Raw genomic sequence first — 19,682 nt, 5'->3', positions numbered from 1 at the left:
AAATTAGCTTTTGATACGGACAAAATGACTTATGGTAAAACGTATATATTACATGGATGTTATGAGAAGTATTCTCATGCTATTAGGCATAGTGCTTCATGCTTCAAATGTATTTGCACCCACCGCTAACTGGGCAATTAGTGACACTGAAACATCCAGCTTTTTTGACTATCTGAGGCTTTCGATTTCAAGCTTTCGGATGCCGACCTTTTTCATCATTTCTGGATTTTTTTGCTATTTGACACTTATCCGTTACGGCGCTAAAAAGTTTGCGCGCGTTCGACTCGAAAGAATTTTGATCCCTGTTATATCAATTGCATTGACGTTTAATATTCTAGAACATCTGGTTCTTAGTGACTATCAAGGTGTCAATGATTCGCTTTCACCACTATTAACAACCGATTACTGGCTTTCAGAACAGTGGGTCGGTCACCTGTGGTTTTTAATCAATCTAATTCTCTACTTTTTCGTTGCCATTATCGTTTTTATTATCGCCAGAAAACCATTATCTCTTTTAGTTGATAAAATTCACTTATTAATCAAAGCATCACCTTACTATTGGTGTATTTTGTTATTGCCACTGGTTACATACCTCACAGATTTTGCCAGTTACAATATTCCTGAAGCAATCAACCCACCGTTTAAACTGGTCAGTAGTTACGTATTATTTCACTACATATCCTTTTTTGTATTTGGTCTGTACTTGGCGACCTCTGATAAATTGATAAAAGAATTTACCAAATTCAGAGCATTCCCTTTTATCGCGCTGACAGCTTCTCTTGTCTATTTAAACATTGTTGGCGAAGATACAAGTGGTTTCATTTCAAAGTCTATTGCCCGCTATCTAGACGCGTTACAATCCTGGAGCCTCGCTAACATCTGTTTTATTTTATTCAGCACTTTCTTTAACAAAGACTCAAAATTATTTCGCTATTTATCCGATGCTTCTTATTCCATTTACCTGTTCCATCATTTACTCGTTATCGCCTTTGGTATCTTATTAATTCCGCTCAATTTACCTATTGGTGTAAAATTTATTATCCTAATTTCTTCTGTTGGACTGGTTGCGCTGAGCCTCCACCACTTTGGCGTATTGAGACTTTCAGTCGCAAGATATTTATTTAATGGAAAAAAGCTTACATAAACCTTAAAATAAGCAATCATTTTAAGACTCTTCGAATAAATACCACTGTTCGAACAAAAAAATAAAAAGCTGACTGTAATCTATGGACTGGTTTAGACATATCAATCGATATCTGGTTTTCCCTCTTTATTATTGGAAGAATGGTGACAAAAGACTAGAACGCCTTGAAGAACTAGAAATTAATCAATTTCTTTCTGTTGATGCTATGGAGAAATTGCAGTTATCCAGGCTTCAAAGAATTATTAAGATCGCTTTTAACGAAACAGATTATTATCGTCAGATTATGTCGGAAAGAAAAATTACGCCCGATGATATTCAAACTTTGCAGGATGTCCAGCAACTTCCTATTCTGACTAAAAAAGACATCCAGGATAACCTGGATGCGATGATTTCAAAAAAATATACCAAATCAGAGCTTTTCAAGGATATGTCAGGCGGTTCAACGGGCACTCCAACGGTTTATTATAAAAATATTGAACGGCATAATCTAAGAAGAGCTGATCAGATCAGGCATGATCGCTGGTCGGGTTGGGACATTGGCAAACGAAAAGCACTAATTTGGGGGGCACAGCGAGACTTAAAAGCCGTTCAGTCATTTCGAGAGCATATTATTGCCCGCTACATTGAAAGGACCTGGGAGTTAGACGCTTTTGAAATGTCACCAGACAAAATGCTCCAATTTACCGGGCAACTCGAAAAAATTAAACCATCGATGGTGCTAGGTTACGCCAATGCACTTGTTGCCTACGCCGAGTATCTTAACGAGCATAATGCCAATCATAAAATTCGGTTGGATGGGATCATATCTTCAGCAGAATCTCTCACTGAAGAAAAAAGAGCCATTATCGAAAAAGCATTTCGATGTAAAGTTTTGAACCGATATGGTTCAAGAGAAGTTGGATTAATCGCCAGCGAGTGTAAACATCAAGAAGGCTTGCATATCAATGCAGACAATATCCTGCTGGAAATTACCAATGGCGAAAAACAAGTTGCCAATGGTCAACTAGGAGAAATAGCAGTCACTGATTATTGGAATTTCGGTATGCCTTTAATCAGGTATCAACTCGGCGATATGGGTATTAAGAGTGATAGTAAGTGTAGTTGTGGACGCAGCTTACCGTTACTAGCTTCGGTTGAAGGCCGCGTCAGTGATTTTTTTGTCGCCCAAAATGGAACCAAAGTGCACGGCGAGTATTTTACTCATCTTTTCTACGATATCCCCGAAGTCAAACAGTTTCAAATGATTCAAGAAACACTTGAGGAAGTGACCGTTAACATCGTGCCAACCCAAATTAACGATAAGCTTGATTCTGTCGTTAAAATGGTCGAGGAAAAAACCAAAGAAATGTTGGGGAAAGAGACTAAACTAACCTTCAAGTATCTTGAATCAATACCTTCAACCAGCTCGGGTAAGTTCTTGTTTACCATCTCGAAAGTTTCTTAGTAGATCTGTTATGAACATTACATTAATCAGTAACCTTTATCCCAATAAATTAGAGCCTACCAAAGGGGTATTTATTAAGCAGCTTGCTGAACGCCTTAACGAATCTCACCAGGTTACTGTGATTTCTCCGGTGCCATGGAGACCGGCTTTTTTAACCAATGCTGACAATAGTGTTCCTGCGGAAGATAAAATTAACAATATCAAAATTTACTATCCCCGCTATTTAGTGATCCCAAAAATCCTCAGATCTTTGACCGCTACTTTTTTTAATTGGGGAATAAAGTCAACCTTAAGCAAACTAAAAGCGCAAGGTTTGGCAGATATTGTCTCAGCGCACTGGGTTTACCCTGATGGTGTCGGAAGCTTACTTGCTGCTAAAAAGCTTAATTTACCGGTGACGCTTCATGCTTTAGGTTGTGATATCAATGAATACACAAAATACTTTTTACGTCGACGTCAAATTGTCTCTGCGATGAATAAGGCCAACGCAAATGTCGTGAAAAGTAACGAATTAAAATCAAAATTGGTCGCACTCGGCGTAAATGAAAATAAAATTTCAGTTATCTTGAACGGTGTCGATAAAAATAAATTTCAAAATATTGATCAAACCAAGGCTCGTGAAAAGTTAGACCTGGATCCATCAGAAAAATACGTGATATTTATTGGTAATTTTCAAATTGAGAAAGGCCTCAATCATCTACTCGACGCAGTTCATCAAATAAAAGATCGGCCTTTTAAATTATTGGTTGTTGGTGATGGTCGTTTGAAAACACAAGTAGAAGCGCAAATAAAAGAATTATCAATCTCTGATAAAGTTCAACTAGTCGGTCGAGTGAGTCATGAAATGATCCCTGTTTATATGTCAGCGGCTAACCTCTTGTGCTTACCCAGTCTTCGTGAAGGCTGCCCTAACGTGGTCATCGAGTCATTAACTTGCGGTACGCCGGTTGTTGCTTCAAAAGTTGGTGCGGTTCCAGACATGATTACAAACGAAACCCATGGAAAAATGGTCGAGCCAGCCAATAGTCAGGCACTAGCTGAAGCGATTGATCAATGCCTCGATCTAAAAAATAGTTCAACGCTCAATTTTGAGTGGTACTCCTGGGAAGAAAATGCGGAAAAAATCAGTCAGGTATTTAACGCTTCAATCTAAATAGGTGTTTCTAATAAGTATCCAGGTAGCCTTCATTTGTCATCTCGACCGCAGCGGTGAGATCTCCCAAAGATTTTGCAATACTCAACTTTTTAAGATTAGTCAATTTTAAAGCGCCATTTCTGGTTGAAGAATAATTAAGACTGATAGTTTTCCCATGTCGGAAGGAGATCTCTCCGCGCTGGTCGAGATGACAGTCGGTCTCAAAGCCAGTTTATCTCAAAGCCAAGTTAACCTGAACTTGGGTTAACTGAATTTTTGGATAACTTAACTATCGGATTAACTTCTTCAAAACCCTCATCGTTTCTCTCAAGCGCTGTTTATAAACCTGCTTTCGAATATTTCCAGCAATCCCTGAACATCTTGCAATAGAGTGGACCAACATTCGAATTTTTTCGACAGTAAAAAATAGTTCGAAATATTGCTTTATCATTTTGTCTGGTGAACCAGCTTCCAGATAACCTTGCGAAAAGTTTTCTTTAGCAGCCTCGATTAACGACTTACGTTTAAAAATTCTTCGGTTAAACGAATTAAGTGCATTAATAAAGTTAAAATAATCATAACAACCTAAGTCGAAACCGCTATCGGCAAAATCGAAAACGGTTATTCCCTCTTCGTCCTTCAAAACATTCCATGGTGCGAAATCATTATGTTTTGCAACAACCTTAAAATCATCTTCGGAAAATTGCTCAATGATCGAGCGAGTCTTTGATTCGATCATTGACAATTGCTGGCTATTAAGCGCCATTTTGGAAAACTCATTAATGCGACCAATTTGATATTGAACTTTTCCTTCAATTTCTTCAATAGAAAAGCGGGCCTTTTCAGGGTGAATATTTAATTCCTGGTAAGATTTCAACCATTGCCCCGTTAAGTAGAAAGACTTTAACAAAGCCTCGTTGTTTTTCATGGGAAACTTTCGCATCGCAGAAATCAGTAGGGTATCCTGCCTTCTACCGATCATTTCCTGCATAAAGAAGGCACCTTCCTGTCGATATAACCTCATGGGTTTGACTGTTTTCAGTACGTCATTATGCTCGAAAAGATTATAGGCTTCTTCAGTTTTTTCAAACTCGAAATTAATTCGTTCTACAAAGCGAGTGTTACCAGACTCAGGGATCCACGCGAGCTTGAGATAATAGTTAAGAACTTCTTCTTGTCGCTTAAAAATAACTTTAAAAACATAAGTCGTAAAGTATCCCGGTAAATAAGTGATATCGACAAATTCACAGCTGTCGTCAAGACAGTCACGCTTAAATCGCGGGATAAGCAGAATAAGACGGCGTCTGTTTTCACCGTCTATATCTTTCTTTTGTTGAATAATAGTTTCAATATTGGACATTTAAATCACCCAACGTAACTTCTTTGGTAATGCACTACGAATACTCTTAAGCTCAGAATCAGTTAATGCGCCGGTTTTTCTAAAAACCAGCAAGTAGCTTACCGCAAAAACAACGCCACAGGCGGCAAGCATTGGAAAATGGGATAAATCTGTGTTCAGTATTGGAATAAGTGGAACTGCGGCAACAAGCGACGCCGCAAATAATTTTCCGAGAGAACGCCAGGGAAAGACATCGGCAATTGAAATATCGATCAACTTGGTAATTATCCAGAGGTGAGAACCTCGCACAATAAAAGTCACAATAACTGTAGCCAATGGTGCTCCGATAATCCCTATCCAACTCACCAGACCGATAGTAAGTGCAATATTGAGCGCAACCGCCATTAGCGATACTTTCATCAAAACTTTAGTTTGCCCCACAGCTCTGGCAATTGCGTCATAGCTAGTGATTCTGGTGAGCAAAACGATAGTATAAACCTGGAAGATAATCACGCTTTCAATATATTTTTCGGTAAACAGAAATGGAATAAGATGCCCGGCAGTAATAACAAAGAAAACGAAAGCCGGATAAATAAAGGTAGCCATCATTCGTATACCGCTATGCCATAACCGAACAACTTCGGCAATATTATTTTTCTTGTACTCCTCAACAAACCTTGGCATTAAAATATTACCCAGAGAGTTGGCAATAACATTTAACATGGGAATTTCCATCGCGCCCCGCGTGTAAATAGCTAGCTGGGCAGGATTGAAAAAACCACTAACGATTATTTTGTCGATGACAATTCCAAGTTCGTTAATTGCGCCAGCAAAGCCAATTGGCGCTGAGTATTGAAACTGCTCTTTCATTGAGTAAGGCTCTTCTTCGGGTTCATCTTTCAACTTAAAATAAACCCAAAATACAACCAGAAATATCGCGGCAAATTGCGCAGCAAAAAACCAGAATAGCGTTAACAATACCTCGAATAAATTCCATCCTAACAATACCGGTATCAGCACCGCTAACAGAAAGCCAAAATTGAAGCTAGCGTTAACCATCACAAACTTCGGAACATTGTTTGTTGTGATCATAAATGGTTCATACAATTTAATCGGTATTTGAAGCAATATAAACACTGCCATTAACCAACCATAATCAACGAGTTCAAGGTTATTAAAATTAGTCGCGATAAATTCTGATAAAAAATAAACACCAATGCTCACGACAACAGCAATTGAGCAAAGTAGCAAAATGGTGTTTTTCATCATCTTTTTCTTTTCGCCGGTTCTGGGCAAAAAATAGTAAATGCTGGAAGGGATCCCGAAAACTGATAGGTAGATTGCCATATTGGCAACTAGCATAACTTGCAGGTAGGTACCATAATCGTGTGGAGAGAAATACCGGGTCAGGAATAACGCCAATATAAATACGCTAACGTGTTTTAGCGATTTGCTAAAGCTGGTTAAAACAACCTGAGTTTTTAACTTCAAAATAACTTTCTCATTGGTGTTAGCGCTTGACGAGCTTTAAAACTTAGCACGTACTTTATTCTTTAATTTACTCAGCAGTTGCGGTGCACCGGCAACATGCCACATAAAATCATATTTATCTTCTAGAGTATTGGCAGGAAGACCAACACGCTTAATGCTGTACATATCAACATTTAGTCGATTAACCCCTCTAATTGTTGAAACAGCGGAGCTAATTCCTGCGGATGATAAAACCTGTTTGTGAAAGTCGTTAAAGTCTTCCACATGCCCCCTAGGATAACTGAAGTGATCTATTTTAATATCAAGTTTATTTTCTAACTGTCTAATAGATTCCAAAATTTCAAATTCAGCCAATGAGTTATCACACATCGCTAACGGATAGTGGTTGAAACTGTGAGCCCCTAAAGTAATCAAGGGTTCGTTTTTCAAGGTTTCCAGATCGTCCCAACTAAGATGTTTATCTTTATCACTAGGTAAACATTTTTTATTGGTCTCTTCTTCGATAAGACGATTGAATTCTTCAGGTGGATATTCCGCCTGTAAATAGCGAGTGAAACGAAACGCAGACCTAAATGTTCGTTTCGGTGTTGAAATATCATACTCTTTGGAATTGAGCTTAACAAAAACGCGTTTACTATCCAGTGAAAAAAAGTAATTCAATATGGATTGAAACCACAAGCTTTTATTGGTACCAATCACCGAAGAGTTAATGTAGCAAGTTGCCGGCACATCATACTTTTTTAAAATAGGTAGTAGATTAGTGAGGTTATCTTCAAAACCATCGTCAAATGTTAGTACCACACTGTCTTGTTTAATTTCACCTTTGGCAAACTGTTGAACAGCTTCGTCAATCGAAATGATTTTATAGCCGTGTTCCAACAATAACGCTATTGCATTGGAAAGATCAGAAACACAAGTATGACCAGCGATTCGACTGTGATTTGCCGGATTAGCAAAATCTTCATCAGAGATTACGCGATGACCGTAAATAACTGTAATACCCGGCCCGCGCAGCTTTCTTTGAAGCCAACGAATTGAGCGCAGCAACCCAAAACCAATAATAAATTTTTTTAATAATACTTTCACTATTCACCCCTAGATTTATTTTTGTTTTCCCTTTGATGTATTACTTTATTATTTTTTCTTATTTAAACTACTTTCCCAATTTAGCGATTTAACGGATGCGGTATTTGATAATCTCGATACTCGTTCGGGTTGCCACTTTTTCCTTCCTCAGCGGCTTTAACGATATTGTAAGCTTCGCGGGACGTCACATAGTGCAGCCGATATTTTTTACCGTCGTTGTAATGTTTTTCCAGGTAACTGAACATTTCATCAGTTTGCTGACTTACCACTGACTTGTGGTCCTGAGCACCATGACAAAATACTTTCACAAACACCCACTCAGGTCTTCCTTGAACATGGATACCTTGCCTAATCCAGGCTTTAATTCTTTTTGGATCATTGTGGGTAGGAAATTGGTTTATATCACCATCTTCAATTGTTGGATGCCATTTATGACGCCAATCGCTCCAATTGATCGTTAAAGGCCCCTGAAAAACCATAAATTCGTCTTTTCTTTCCAGCGCGCCAACCGATGATTCACGCCCTTCAAAATGACATTTCGGTTTATCTAGATTAGTACAGTAGTAAATATCATTAACTCTAGGTGGTTGCGCCTCATTAAACAATGCAGGAAAAGTAAAGTCACCGTAGCAACCCAGAGACTTTAACAACGCAACTTCGTTATCGACGCCACAAAAGTTTTCTCCTCTGGCGTTAGCCAGACTCCAATCCCCATGAATAAATCCGAAGCAGGCTTTTTCACCTTCCCGGTAAGGCTTCATCATTTCATACTTGTGGAAAATATCCATCGCATCACTAATTTTTCGAACCAACGATTCTTCAGTATCGTGACTATGATGCCAGTGCAGCTCAAATTCTCCATAACCATCTTTTACCAGCGGTGCGAGCGCTTCTAGTTCATGTTCATGCATTAAGTCCATGGCATAAAAAAAAGTATGCTTAGGATGGTGGCCGTCGCTGTCGGTGTGTTTCCCGGCAATTGAAGGGTATCGATTTTGCCAGGCGTCTAATCGATCAGCATGGCCGTTCAGTTCAAAATGGTCAACAAATTGAAACATGATATCGATTGTCTTATCGGTATTATTCGATTTCTTCAATGCTTTTTTCAGATAAGAACGAAACCAGACATCTATTTTTTTTCGTTTTACATACCAAAAAGCGCCTATCCCTGCTAGCAAAGCCCCTAACAAAAATAATACTAAAAAAAGTTCTAACATGTTTTTCCTTAAAATAGAAAACGCCGTCTAACGCTTTCTTCAATAATTTCAATCGTATTTCTAATTCGTTTCAGGTTGACCTAAACCATCAGTTTGCTTAACTTTTTGACGGTTACCTGGCAATAAGTTTCTAACCGAAGCACAAAGGCCGATATAAAAATAGGTCCAAACCGAATAGCCCTGATTTCCTAACAATATGTAAACCAGCCAGCCGACAAATATAACAATTACAGAGATGACCAGGGTTTTCGTTTCCTGATCAATCGGTTCAGTTTCTCCGTCGGAAATGTCGTCTTGCTTATCTGTGTCTCCCATTTTACCGGGCACCGCTTCATCGGGCGGCTCCTCCCCCCACACCGGCCTCACAGTTTTCTTTTTCTGCTGCCCCTCCTCTCCGGCACTTAAAAAGGGTCTAAACTCTTTAAACGATAAAACCAGAATCCAGATAAACGCGTAAATCCCCACAGGACCCAGCTCCGCCATAATCTGAACATAGGAATTATGGGGCATCAATCCATGGTATTCCATCCACTGCCCTTTGCCGACGCCGGTCACTGGATACCAGCTCAACATATCAAAACCATATCCCCATGCTCGGGTTCTTCCCTGAAAAGAAGAGTCAGAACCAGCATTTAATACGGTCCCTAATCTATCCTGGATAGGGCCTGGTACAAAAGTCAATCCAACCAGCAACAGGGCGCCAATAATACCACCAACCAGGGATTTTTTAATAACATTTCCTTTTCCTCTTAACACCACAGTTAAGACCACCATCATGCCTAAAATCAGCATTACAGTTCGGGAAGAGGCTTTACCAATGACATAAATCATTAATCCAATACAGGCGATAGCGGCAATCGACATCAACATGCTCTTTCTGATCAAGACCAACGCGAACAAAAATGGCATTGTGGTTACCATCAACTGGGCAAACTCATTCGAGTTTTCATAGTAACCAATCCCTTGCCATCGCCCTGACCTTGGATCGATATAAGGCGTGGTTTCGGGAAAATTAGTCACGCTTTCAATAGCTTCATACCCCATATAAGCGATACAAAGGGACATGGCCGAAAATAATACGTAGTAATGTTTTTTCTCAGTGAGTAGGCGTGATGCAAAAAAGTAGAATGCTAACGAGCTAATAAATTGCCAGGTTTCACCAATCAAATCACCAGGCTCTAAAAGAATTAGCCCAAAAAAAGAAACGCCCAGCATAACGAGTAAAAGTTTGTCTTGTTTCCAATCGCTTTGAATCAGTTTATCTTTATGAACAAAGCAACCGATAACCATTCCCAGAAAAAGTAAAGTAAACGGCTTAATTGAAGCGATGCCTGGAAAACGATCCTGAAATCGAATAAGTACACTAACAACCAGTCCAACAAAACCCCAAACAGGTCTTACTATGCTGAGAATAAATGTGAAAAAATAAAATGCGTAAGCGAAACCCATAGCTTTGTCGTATTAACCACTTAATATTGATCGTCTCTTGTCATCCAATTTCACTCAAAATTTGCTATCAAGAAACTATTTTACTGTTAAAATCTGGAATTGTTTTTCCGTTCAAGTTTTTTGTTCGATTTTTCTATTCAAGTCTATTAGTTAAACTTTTCTTTCCGCCAATTCATAGTATGCTGACTGATAGTTATCAACCATTGTGTCTAGCGTAAATGACTCCAGAACAAGCTTGCGGGCCTTATTAGAAAAATCCATTAATAAATCCTGATTACCCTGCAGTGACGCAATTTTCTCTATCAATGCTTGATCATTATCGCTTTCAAATAAAAAGCCATTAATTCCGTCCATTACCATCTCAGGGTTACCACCCACGTTAGAAGCAATTACCGGCACCCCACAAGACAATGACTCTAAAATAGTATTAGACAGACCTTCGCGAAAAGATGGTAAAACAAAAACGTCATAACTGTTAATTATTGCCGGAATGTCACTTCTCTTTCCCAAAAACTTAACAGAGTCAGCGACACCAAGCTCTTGGCAAAGCTGTTCGAGTTTTGTTTGTTGATCGCCATAACCAGCTAACACAAGGTAAGATTGGCGTGCACTCGGCAATCCGGCAAAAGCACGAATCAGGCAAGGATAATTTTTAACTTCTACTAAGCGCCCGACGCTTCCAACAACAAAATCGTCTGGGCCAATATTCAATGAGTTTCGAATTTCATTTCTTGAGGTGCTATCTGGAGAAAACTTCTTTTCATCAACACCATTCAGGATAGCTTTAAAATTATCTCCCCGATAATCAAATTTACTCTTTATTTCGTCGATCAGTACTTTCGATACTGACAAATTCAAATCCATCAATTTGAATAATAAATTCTGCGCAATAATCTGGGTTTTGCTACTAAAATAAAGCGTTCCGTGTTCGCCGTTAATAATCGTCGCAATTCCGGCTAACTTGGCGCCAATATATCCAGGAAGCATAGTCGCCCAACCATGGGTATGAACAATGTCATACTTTTTACCTTTGCAAAGCGCATAAACTTTTTTAATAGCGGTTAAAATACTTTCTGATTGATTACCGTCAAAATGTACCCTGCTTTCCGAGTCAATCACTTTAGCTGCAAGGGTGCCTTTATCTCGCAGGCATAAAACATCAACATCCAGATGATTTTTATCCGCTTGATTAACAAGATTAACGACACCATTTTCCAGTCCACCGACATTCAACGATTGGACAATATGTAATACTTTTAACACCAATACATTCCTTTCATATTGAAACATTCAGTGATTGATAGCATAGGCACTACTTCCATATTTGCAAATGTTTTTTAGAAACAAAAAACAAGAAGCCTAGTACAGTGAAATACATTAGCACCATAAACGAATAAGCAATCTTTATGGGTTTATGCTTTAGTAGTTGCTGTTTCTTTAAAGCAACTAAAAGCGTTCCATAAACGACTATTTGCAGCACACTGACTAACACAAAGAAAGCGGAATCTTTCGCTGCTAAAATACTGGCAAAAAACATGAGTAACAGACATAAAGGGCTAATCAACCTTAATATCTTATGAGAGATAAACTGCAGCCAAATTCTATTTTTCAATGGGTTAAGCAACATAGGTCTCAGTTGCAGCAATTGCCAGTTGCCTGCAAGTGTACGAGTTTTCCGAATTTTCTCTCGACCAATATCTGACGATGGAATGTCATAGGCAATCGCTTCAGGCTCAAACAATACTTTTTTGTTTTTCAGAATCAAATTCATGGGAATGAGCACATCATCCAGTAAAGTTTCCGCTGGAATGTCCTGATAAAGTTCTCGGCGCATCGCATAGATCGCACCAGTCACTCCAGGAACCGAATCAACCAGGGATTCATGATGCCGAATAAATTTCTCATAACGCCAATAAGCATCCATTCCGCTGCCAAAATCGTTTCCATCACTATCTCGTAAAACCAGTTCACCGCTCACGGCACCGACCGAATCATCCGAAAAGTGCCGAGCAAGCTTTTGGAGACTATCGGATTCCAATGTTTGTCTTATATCTGTCAGTAGTAGTAAATCTGCGTTAGATAATTTAATTGCCTGATTTAAACAAGCAGATTTTGACGATTTGAACTCGTTATCAACAACTCTGATCTTTTCCTGACCTTCAACTCCATCAGTGTCATTTTCAACTTCAGTAAGCTTGTTGATAACATCAACCGTTCCATCGGTTGAATTATCGGAAATAAATAGAGTTCTAATTTTATCGGCCGGATAGTCAAGGTTTTGAATGCTCGCTATTTTCTCCGCAACGTAGCTTTCAGCATTTCTGACAACAATAATGACTTCAACCGTCGGATATTCTTTGATGGGACTATGGGACACCGGCGACTTAAATTTAGATAGCAATAAAATTAATGCCGGATACCCGGCAAAAATATAAAACATCATGAAGGCACAAAGCCAAAAGATTAACTCGCTCATACGCTCGTATTTGTTTCACCTAATAATTTGCTACGGATGTTGTCATAAATCTTATTACCTAAAACTTTTTTTGCGACAGCAAAAGAATAATATTTTGCTGTCTGCTTCAAAACAGGTATTGAGTATTTATTCTTATAATCATTAACTAGTGAATTGCTAGTGTTGGCAAGAATAGGAAATCGAGGAACTGTAAATCCATGGTTAGCCTGGCATATTCCTGGCGAAGAATCGGCGATACATCGATATCCAAGTTGCTCTGCGATAGAAACGACTCGTTTGTCATAACGACCCCCAGGCGGCGCAAATACCACCACTGCCTCTCCGAGTTTGTCTTCAATCATCTTCTTTGAACTATCAAGCTCGCTTTCAATCAGCTCACTGGATAAATCGGAAAAATATGGATGAGTATGACCATGAGACTGAATCGTCATCCCAGCTTCTAGCATTTCACGCAACTGCTGCCAGGTCATATAATCAGGTTGGCCGATAAAAGCACTATTAACATAAAATTCGGCTTTTAATCCTTGCTCTTTTAAAATTGGAAATGCGACAGAGTAGTTAGATAAATGACCATCATCAAAAGTAATGCAATGCTGGCTAATATATCCTTTGTCCGCAATTTGCGTTGCAATTGGCAAGCTATCACCAATTAAGCGAACCTGCTCGCGGAAGTTGCTTTCTGTTACTGCATAAAAGGGATCCGCACCGGAAATCTGCGTTTCATTTCCCACTGCGTGATACATGTAAATTGAACTCATAATAATTCCTGGTAAACAGACAACAATAACCGCTTTAATAAAAGCGGTTATTGGTACAACATACTGCCTGCTTTTGAAAAGAACCTCTGACAAAATTCCTTTTTAAATAAACTAAGACCATCTCTCAATCAATAGAATTGGTTAACGTGGAGTAAAGTTATAACGTACTCCGATAACTATCGACGATGAGTCTCTTTTCTCTTCCGGTAAACCAGCTAATTGCAAATAGCTAAGTCTTCTCGATATTTCAGCATAGTAAGACAATGCTCTTGTCTGATTGTGATTGTATCTAAGTCTCAAGTTTTCTACCGAGTTTGCGGATGTATTAACACCAGTGATAGAAAAATCACTCTTGGCTAAACTGTACCCAATTTCAATATTCGACTCTAACGGCGTATTGAAATAACGAGACATAGAAACAGAATATTGAGCAGTTAATCCCTGACGCTTTTCTTCATCAGTGGAATCTACACCAATGAGTTCACGGTCGAAGAGAGAGAAGCTCAAACTATCTGTGTTATCTTCAATAGCATAGCCAAAATTGATCTCCCGCACTTTCGAAGCAGATTGAAATTCATTAGTTGGATTAATAACATCAACTGTTTCAGTGGCGATATCGGTTCCTAACAATGAATCAAATCCTTTTCTCCCGCTAAAGCTAATAAAGTGAGTTCGATTAATTTGTCGTCCAAGTGAAGCGGTAATCAATTCATCTTCACTTTTTTGCCCGAGCTGATTAGTCAGCTCCGACCGTCCAAAATCTAATTGATATTGAGTCATCCCGACCACTCTTCGATAGCTAATAAAGGTGTCGATTTGATCGTAGTCGACCGCGCCTTCCGCCATACTCGCTGAATAGTCTACTTTGACATCATTCCGGACAATCGATAAAAATGTGTTTGCATTGATGACACGCTCCCAACTGACAGAAATCTCATCATCCTGTCGGGAACCGTTAGTGGTAAACCCTGCTCCTTCGATTTCGTCATTATCTAAATCAGTTTTAGAAACTTCAATATTTAATTTATCCCCACTAGTGACATTAAAAAAATATGACGGCCTCAAAGTGGCTACGTTGATGTTTCTAGTATTATCAACATTCTCTACAGCAAATCTGTTTCTGGGAACAATGGTGTAACTTTCTAAAAACAACAATCTGAAATTGCTGGTTGGCGGTCGATAAAAAACTCTCGCATCGAATTCTTTATTGGTTTGATCAGCTAAAGAATCCACCGAGTAGTTTTCATCGGAGTAAGCACCGGATAAATTAATATCCCAAGACTTTGTATTCTCTGTTGATAAGGTAAATCCTAACTCCAGTGACAGTCGATCCCCTTCTTCGGAGTTCAGGGCTTGTGAAATATTATCGCTATACTCAGTTTCAGTACTAACAGAAACAGCATACTCCAGCGAATGCACTGAGTAGATCTGCCCTAAAATAGCGAATGCGGCGACAGTTTTAATTTTTGATAGGTATTTATTATTTTTCATTAAAATTGATTGAGCACAATTCCAGCAAATTTTTCTCTACCAATAGCCAATGCCGCTTTGCGGATTTCTTCTTCGGAGCACTGTCCATACTTAACCACTAATATGACCTTATCACAAAGCTCAGTTAATATTTGAGTATCAGCCGAGTAAGCAATACTCGGCGCATCAATAATCGGGTATCGATCAGGATAACGGGATACTAAATGGTGCATAAAACTTTTCATTCGTTCGGAAGTAAAATACTCCGCCGAATTTTCTCTAACCAACCCGCTAGGCACAAATCTTAAACGCGGAATTCTTGTTTCGTAGAGAATTTCATCTTCTTTCCAATCTTCAGATTCCAGATAATCGATAAGCCCTTTTTCTGCATTAACTTCTAATAAACTATTTAGGGTTGGATGATGTATATTGGCATCTATCAACATAGCAGTTTTCGCTTCGTCAAAAGCAAAAGTCGTTGCTAAATTAGCAGCAACTAAACTACTGCCTCCGCCGGGAAGTACAGATGTTACTAAGGTAACAAAATTTTCTGTTTCGGATGTAGCCAACAAACGAGTTCTTAAATTTCGATATTTGTTGAGTAAGATAGTGTCCGGCATATTCGAAAAAATAAGCCTTTTTGACAAGTAATCATTTTGCTCAAAAACGGCTTCTTGCGACATTCTCGAGATTTCCTTCCGAGAAGAAACCAAATCTTGCGCTTCTTTTTTTCTGGGAACAGAAAACTCACCACCAGGCGCAAGAATTTCTTCCCTTTTCTCCTCGTCCAGAGCATCGCCTTTATCTTTCTTCGACTTTAAATATGCAGATTCGATAATACTCATAATTTAACCATTCATTCTCAACCAAATTGCGTAACCATATACACTCCAAACAACCAAAACTATCATCACCATAATGGAGGAACTTATATAATTACTTCTTCTTTCTCTTGGAGTATTAACATAATACACAGATGCCAACACAGGAAGCATTAGTGAATCTGTCACGACATGCTCATCACGCACTTTATTATCAATGAGAGAAAGTCCGTAAACTAAAACAAGGGGAGCGCCAAAACTAAGAACCAAGCCTGCCAATATTATGTGGGCAAAACGAATTCCTTTCGGAACAACTGGTAAAGTCGCATTTTCCTGAACTTTGATTGATAACCCCTGATTTTCAAGGTCAATATTCATCGAAATTTTTGCGCTTTCTCTTCGCCGAGACAAATCTTGGTAAAGCTCTTGATTAACCGTATAGTCACGAGTTAATTCTGCTAACTCAGCATCAACCGCGTTAATCTTTGACATGGTTTCAGCTTCTTTATCATACATTTTCTGAATTTGGTCTCGTCTGGATTTCAAGGTTGAAATATTCGTTTGAATTCTCAACACCTGGCTTCTTACTTCCTGATAGATTGGACCTTCTTTCAATTCTTCATATGCACCAGTCTTACGACTTTCTATTTCCTCGACAATCTGCTTTTTTAAAGTCGCAATTTGGCTTTTGATTTGTACAATGTCAGGAAAGGTATCATGATAATCGAGCCGAAGTGTGTCCAACCGGCTTTCGAGATTAACAATTCTTTGATTCAACGCAGATTCACGTGCCAAGCTTGAGGAGCTGATACCTGTTCCTTCACCTGATAACTGCCTTCGTCTGGCCAACAATTTAGAATCTTCACTATGGATTTCCAGGTTGATATTTTCCAATTGCCGCTTTAATTCCAACAAGCGATCATTGGTTACAGTTTTTGAGCCTGGTGCGGAGGAATCAATATTTCTCGAACGAAATTCTTTTATTGCCAGTTCGACCGCTTGTAGTTTTTTATGGTAATTATTAACCTCGTTATTAATAAACTCATAAGCTGCTCGACTTTCTGCCTGCTTGGCTTTGATAGTGTCATCAACAAAAATTGATGTCATCGTTTTAGCAACGTTAAAAGCTCTCTCGGGGTCAAGATCACTAAACCGGATTTCGATTAAGTTCTTGCCTGAATTACTAAAATTTGTTTTTGACTTTATTTCTTCTACTTGTAAGTCCATTTGAACGGGAGTAGGCTCTTCATCAAAAAACTCACCGGCATCAATAATTTTTAGCATCGATTCTCTGCTGAAAATTACCTGCCTGGCCATCTTAGCCCGATCAATTACGCTAGAAGAAGTAACAGCAGTCCCTTCCATTAATGGACTTAGAATGTCCTGTTGATCAACTAAAATCACACTCGATGAGGTATAAACCCGCGGCCATACCCAGGCAAGCACCAAAAACGAAAACGCGGTTACCAGGTAAACCGCCGCTACAATCTTTTTTCGTTCCCACGCTTCGCGAAGAATTCGCTTTACAAGATCACCAATCGAAAATTTCATATTGTCACCAAATTAAAAAATACGCTCTGGAATAGACAAGATATCTCCTGGCTCAAGTGAGTAATTTGTTGCCATGTCACCGTTATTGAGGATTTCAAAAAGCTCAATATCAATGGTATTTACCTTTCCATCAACCTTTCTAAACAATCTTGTGCTATTAGCAGAGGCAAACTCATTCAAGCCGCCGGCTTCCAAAACCACGTCCAGTACAGTCATACCTTGTCTAAAAGGTAAAGACATTGGCGATCTCACCGCGCCAGTCACTCGAACACGAGACAGGAATTCGTGACTTCTTAACTCATTAAGAATCACTGCCACTCGCGGATCTCTTATATATTTAGCGAGTTTGTTCGTAATATCGTCGGCAACTTCAACGGGGGTTTTTCCGCCTGCAGTCACTTCTCCAACCAATGGAACTGAAATTTTGCCATCAGGTCGGACCGGGACAGTAATCGACAATTCCGGGTTTTTCCAGACATTGACCGACACAATATCGTCAACGCCAATATAATATTGGTCCACCAGAAGTTTTTTATCCTGGCTTGTGGCCGGGCCTGAAGCAACGTCCTTTGGCGTGCTCCCGCAAGCTACAATTAGCGACAACAACCCGATTACAAGTATTAATCTCATTTTTTTCCCCTATCTTGCGCCCTTACCCAATATTATCACTTCTACTGTTTGCAACAAAACCAGAACATCCATCAGGAATGAGTGGTTTTTAACGTAATAGAGATCATATTGTAGTTTATTATAGGCATCATCTTCACTTGCGCCATACGGGTATTTTAACTGAGCCCACCCAGCAAGTCCCGGTTTAACTCTATGTCTGGCGCTATAAAATGGCACTTTATTATCCAACTGTTCAACAAATTCAGGTCTTTCGGGCCGCGGACCCACAATACTCATGTCTCCACGGAGTATATTCAGCATTTGCGGTAACTCGTCGATACGTACTTTTCGAATAAATTTCCCAATTCTGGTAACTCTCATGTCGTTCTGCTTAGCCCACTGAGCACCATCTTTTTCCGCATTCACCACCATACTGCGAAATTTTAACAATTTGAAAGGCTTCCCATTAAGACCAACTCTTATCTGAGAATAGAAAATTGGCCCTTTGAACCCACTTTCAATAAAAATCAATATTGCAGTCACGATCAAAACAGGAAACATCATTGCTAAAATAACAAAGCTGATAGCAATATCGAATATTCGTCTGATTGACAGGCCAAAACTGCTCTGTTTGCATCCATCTGCGAATATCATCCAGCTTGGATTGAGCATATCCAGACGTAACATGCCTTTTTCTCTTTCCCAGAAAGAAACAAAATCGATAACATTAATATTCGAAAGTTTACAATCAAGAAGAGCGTCGACAGGCAAAGTCTTGCGGCGATCTGAAATCGCGAGCACAATTTCGTCAATTTCATAGGCTTCACAATATTCAGCAAGATTATCCCCTGGACTAACCAGGTATTGTTCTGAAATGGAGTGTTGGTCATCTGGAAAATCAACAAACCCATGAATCACATAGCTCGCGTTTTTAGGCGCTAATATTCTTACCGGGTCCGTTTTATCCAACAAATGGCTAGCTAAATCTCCGGCACCTAATACCAGAACTTTACGACGAAGCGAACGTCCATCAACTGTCTGGAAAAAGATTAACCGAATTAATACCAACCCAATAAAACTGGTCAACAAGGTATAAGCCAAAATTCCTCGGCCTAAAACAATGTTAGGAAATACGTAATAGACAACGGCTAAGGCTAGTCCGCCGAGTGTCAAACTTATTAAAACCCTGACAACGATACTCGGAAGATAATATTTACCCCGTGGACCGGGTGTCTGATATTGACCCATTGCGACCATCGCAAACAACATGATGATTGCATAAATGGCTCCTCTCAGAGGAAAAAATTGCAATTCTTCAGCGGTTGGCTGCCACAATAATTCACTAAATCGTAAATAGGAGCCTGCGTAAACCGAACCAAACAAAAAAGACAGCTCGATTAAGATTAGAAATACGTACGGAACTCGAAAATGATGATTAAAAATTTTGACCGTGGCCATTTGAACTTCCCTATACCAAGGCTAAGCAGAATGTTAGTCGGTTGTTATTCAAAAAAACTCAAGTAATAACCCACAAATACTAATACTTAAAAAGCACTGAAATTGCTTTATTAAGTTCCCCATTCAGACATCGAACTCACCACCTCAAACATGAGTTCTCAATCTTCATTTTTATAGTTAAACAACTAAGAGTATCTGGTTTAAAACTGAAAGCTTTTTCGTTTTAATTATTAT

Annotated in this window: 16 protein-coding genes; 3 read left to right on the top strand and 13 right to left on the bottom strand. The window is 39.1% G+C overall.

The features are described 5' to 3' along the window. Positions 1-31: 31 nt before the first annotated feature. The 3 genes from FLL46_RS04980 to FLL46_RS04970 all read left to right on the top strand — a co-directional run bounded on the left by FLL46_RS04980 (position 32) and on the right by FLL46_RS04970 (position 3,741). Positions 32-1,144 carry an acyltransferase family protein gene (locus FLL46_RS04980; protein WP_142892376.1) on the top strand — a complete coding sequence of 371 codons (1,113 nt, stop codon included), beginning with the start codon at positions 32-34 and terminating at the stop codon, positions 1,142-1,144. Between the two features lie 82 nt (positions 1,145-1,226). Beyond that, positions 1,227-2,588, top strand: coding sequence for a phenylacetate--CoA ligase family protein (locus tag FLL46_RS04975; RefSeq protein WP_142892375.1), 1,362 nt, complete (start codon positions 1,227-1,229; stop codon positions 2,586-2,588). Positions 2,589-2,598: 10 nt separating this feature from the next. After that, positions 2,599-3,741, top strand: a complete 1,143-nt coding sequence (locus FLL46_RS04970; protein ID WP_142892374.1) for a glycosyltransferase — start codon at positions 2,599-2,601, stop codon at positions 3,739-3,741. A gap of 271 nt (positions 3,742-4,012) precedes the next feature. Here FLL46_RS04970 and FLL46_RS04965 read toward each other — a convergent pair whose 3' ends face one another. The 13 genes from FLL46_RS04965 to FLL46_RS04905 form a co-directional block, all read right to left on the bottom strand. Then, positions 4,013-5,083, bottom strand: coding sequence for a hypothetical protein (locus FLL46_RS04965; protein WP_142892373.1), 1,071 nt, complete (start codon positions 5,081-5,083; stop codon positions 4,013-4,015). Next, positions 5,084-6,553 (bottom strand): oligosaccharide flippase family protein, encoded by a 1,470-nt coding sequence (locus FLL46_RS04960; protein ID WP_168204054.1) that lies wholly within the window; start codon positions 6,551-6,553, stop codon positions 5,084-5,086. A 36-nt stretch (positions 6,554-6,589) separates the two neighbouring features. Then, on the bottom strand, positions 6,590-7,639 hold the full coding sequence (locus FLL46_RS04955; protein ID WP_168204053.1) for a polysaccharide deacetylase family protein: 1,050 nt from the start codon (positions 7,637-7,639) through the stop codon (positions 6,590-6,592). An 80-nt stretch (positions 7,640-7,719) separates the two neighbouring features. After that, positions 7,720-8,856 carry a hypothetical protein gene (locus tag FLL46_RS04950; RefSeq protein WP_142892370.1) on the bottom strand — a complete coding sequence of 379 codons (1,137 nt, stop codon included), beginning with the start codon at positions 8,854-8,856 and terminating at the stop codon, positions 7,720-7,722. Between the two features lie 60 nt (positions 8,857-8,916). Continuing rightward, complete coding sequence (locus FLL46_RS04945) at positions 8,917-10,305, bottom strand: O-antigen ligase family protein (RefSeq protein WP_142892369.1); 1,389 nt, start codon at positions 10,303-10,305, stop codon at positions 8,917-8,919. 150 nt (positions 10,306-10,455) lie between these two features. Then, positions 10,456-11,568, bottom strand: coding sequence for a glycosyltransferase (locus FLL46_RS04940; protein WP_168204052.1), 1,113 nt, complete (start codon positions 11,566-11,568; stop codon positions 10,456-10,458). A gap of 49 nt (positions 11,569-11,617) precedes the next feature. Beyond that, positions 11,618-12,781, bottom strand: coding sequence for a glycosyltransferase family 2 protein (locus FLL46_RS04935; RefSeq protein WP_142892367.1), 1,164 nt, complete (start codon positions 12,779-12,781; stop codon positions 11,618-11,620). Continuing rightward, positions 12,778-13,539 carry a polysaccharide deacetylase family protein gene (locus tag FLL46_RS04930; protein ID WP_142892366.1) on the bottom strand — a complete coding sequence of 254 codons (762 nt, stop codon included), beginning with the start codon at positions 13,537-13,539 and terminating at the stop codon, positions 12,778-12,780. The genes FLL46_RS04935 and FLL46_RS04930 overlap by 4 nt, the downstream gene beginning before the upstream one ends. A gap of 141 nt (positions 13,540-13,680) precedes the next feature. Beyond that, entirely contained in the window at positions 13,681-15,030 is a 1,350-nt protein-coding gene (locus FLL46_RS04925; RefSeq protein WP_142892365.1) for a hypothetical protein, read from the bottom strand. Further along, entirely contained in the window at positions 15,030-15,854 is an 825-nt protein-coding gene (locus tag FLL46_RS04920; RefSeq protein ID WP_142892364.1) for a P-loop NTPase family protein, read from the bottom strand. Before FLL46_RS04920 ends, FLL46_RS04925 begins: the two co-directional genes overlap by 1 nt. Positions 15,855-15,857: 3 nt before the next feature. Next, positions 15,858-17,381 carry an XrtA system polysaccharide chain length determinant gene (locus tag FLL46_RS04915; RefSeq protein WP_142892363.1) on the bottom strand — a complete coding sequence of 508 codons (1,524 nt, stop codon included), beginning with the start codon at positions 17,379-17,381 and terminating at the stop codon, positions 15,858-15,860. 12 nt (positions 17,382-17,393) lie between these two features. Continuing rightward, positions 17,394-18,011, bottom strand: a complete 618-nt coding sequence (locus FLL46_RS04910; protein ID WP_142892362.1) for an XrtA/PEP-CTERM system exopolysaccharide export protein — start codon at positions 18,009-18,011, stop codon at positions 17,394-17,396. A 9-nt stretch (positions 18,012-18,020) separates the two neighbouring features. Further along, a complete protein-coding gene (locus FLL46_RS04905; protein ID WP_142892361.1) occupies positions 18,021-19,448 on the bottom strand; it encodes a TIGR03013 family XrtA/PEP-CTERM system glycosyltransferase in 1,428 nt (475 codons plus the stop codon). Between the last annotated feature and the right edge of the window lie 234 nt (positions 19,449-19,682).

The sequence above is a fragment of the Aliikangiella coralliicola genome (assembly GCF_007004725.1).
Classification (GTDB): domain Bacteria; phylum Pseudomonadota; class Gammaproteobacteria; order Enterobacterales; family Kangiellaceae; genus Aliikangiella; species Aliikangiella coralliicola.
This window is presented reverse-complemented; position numbering and strand designations above follow the sequence as displayed.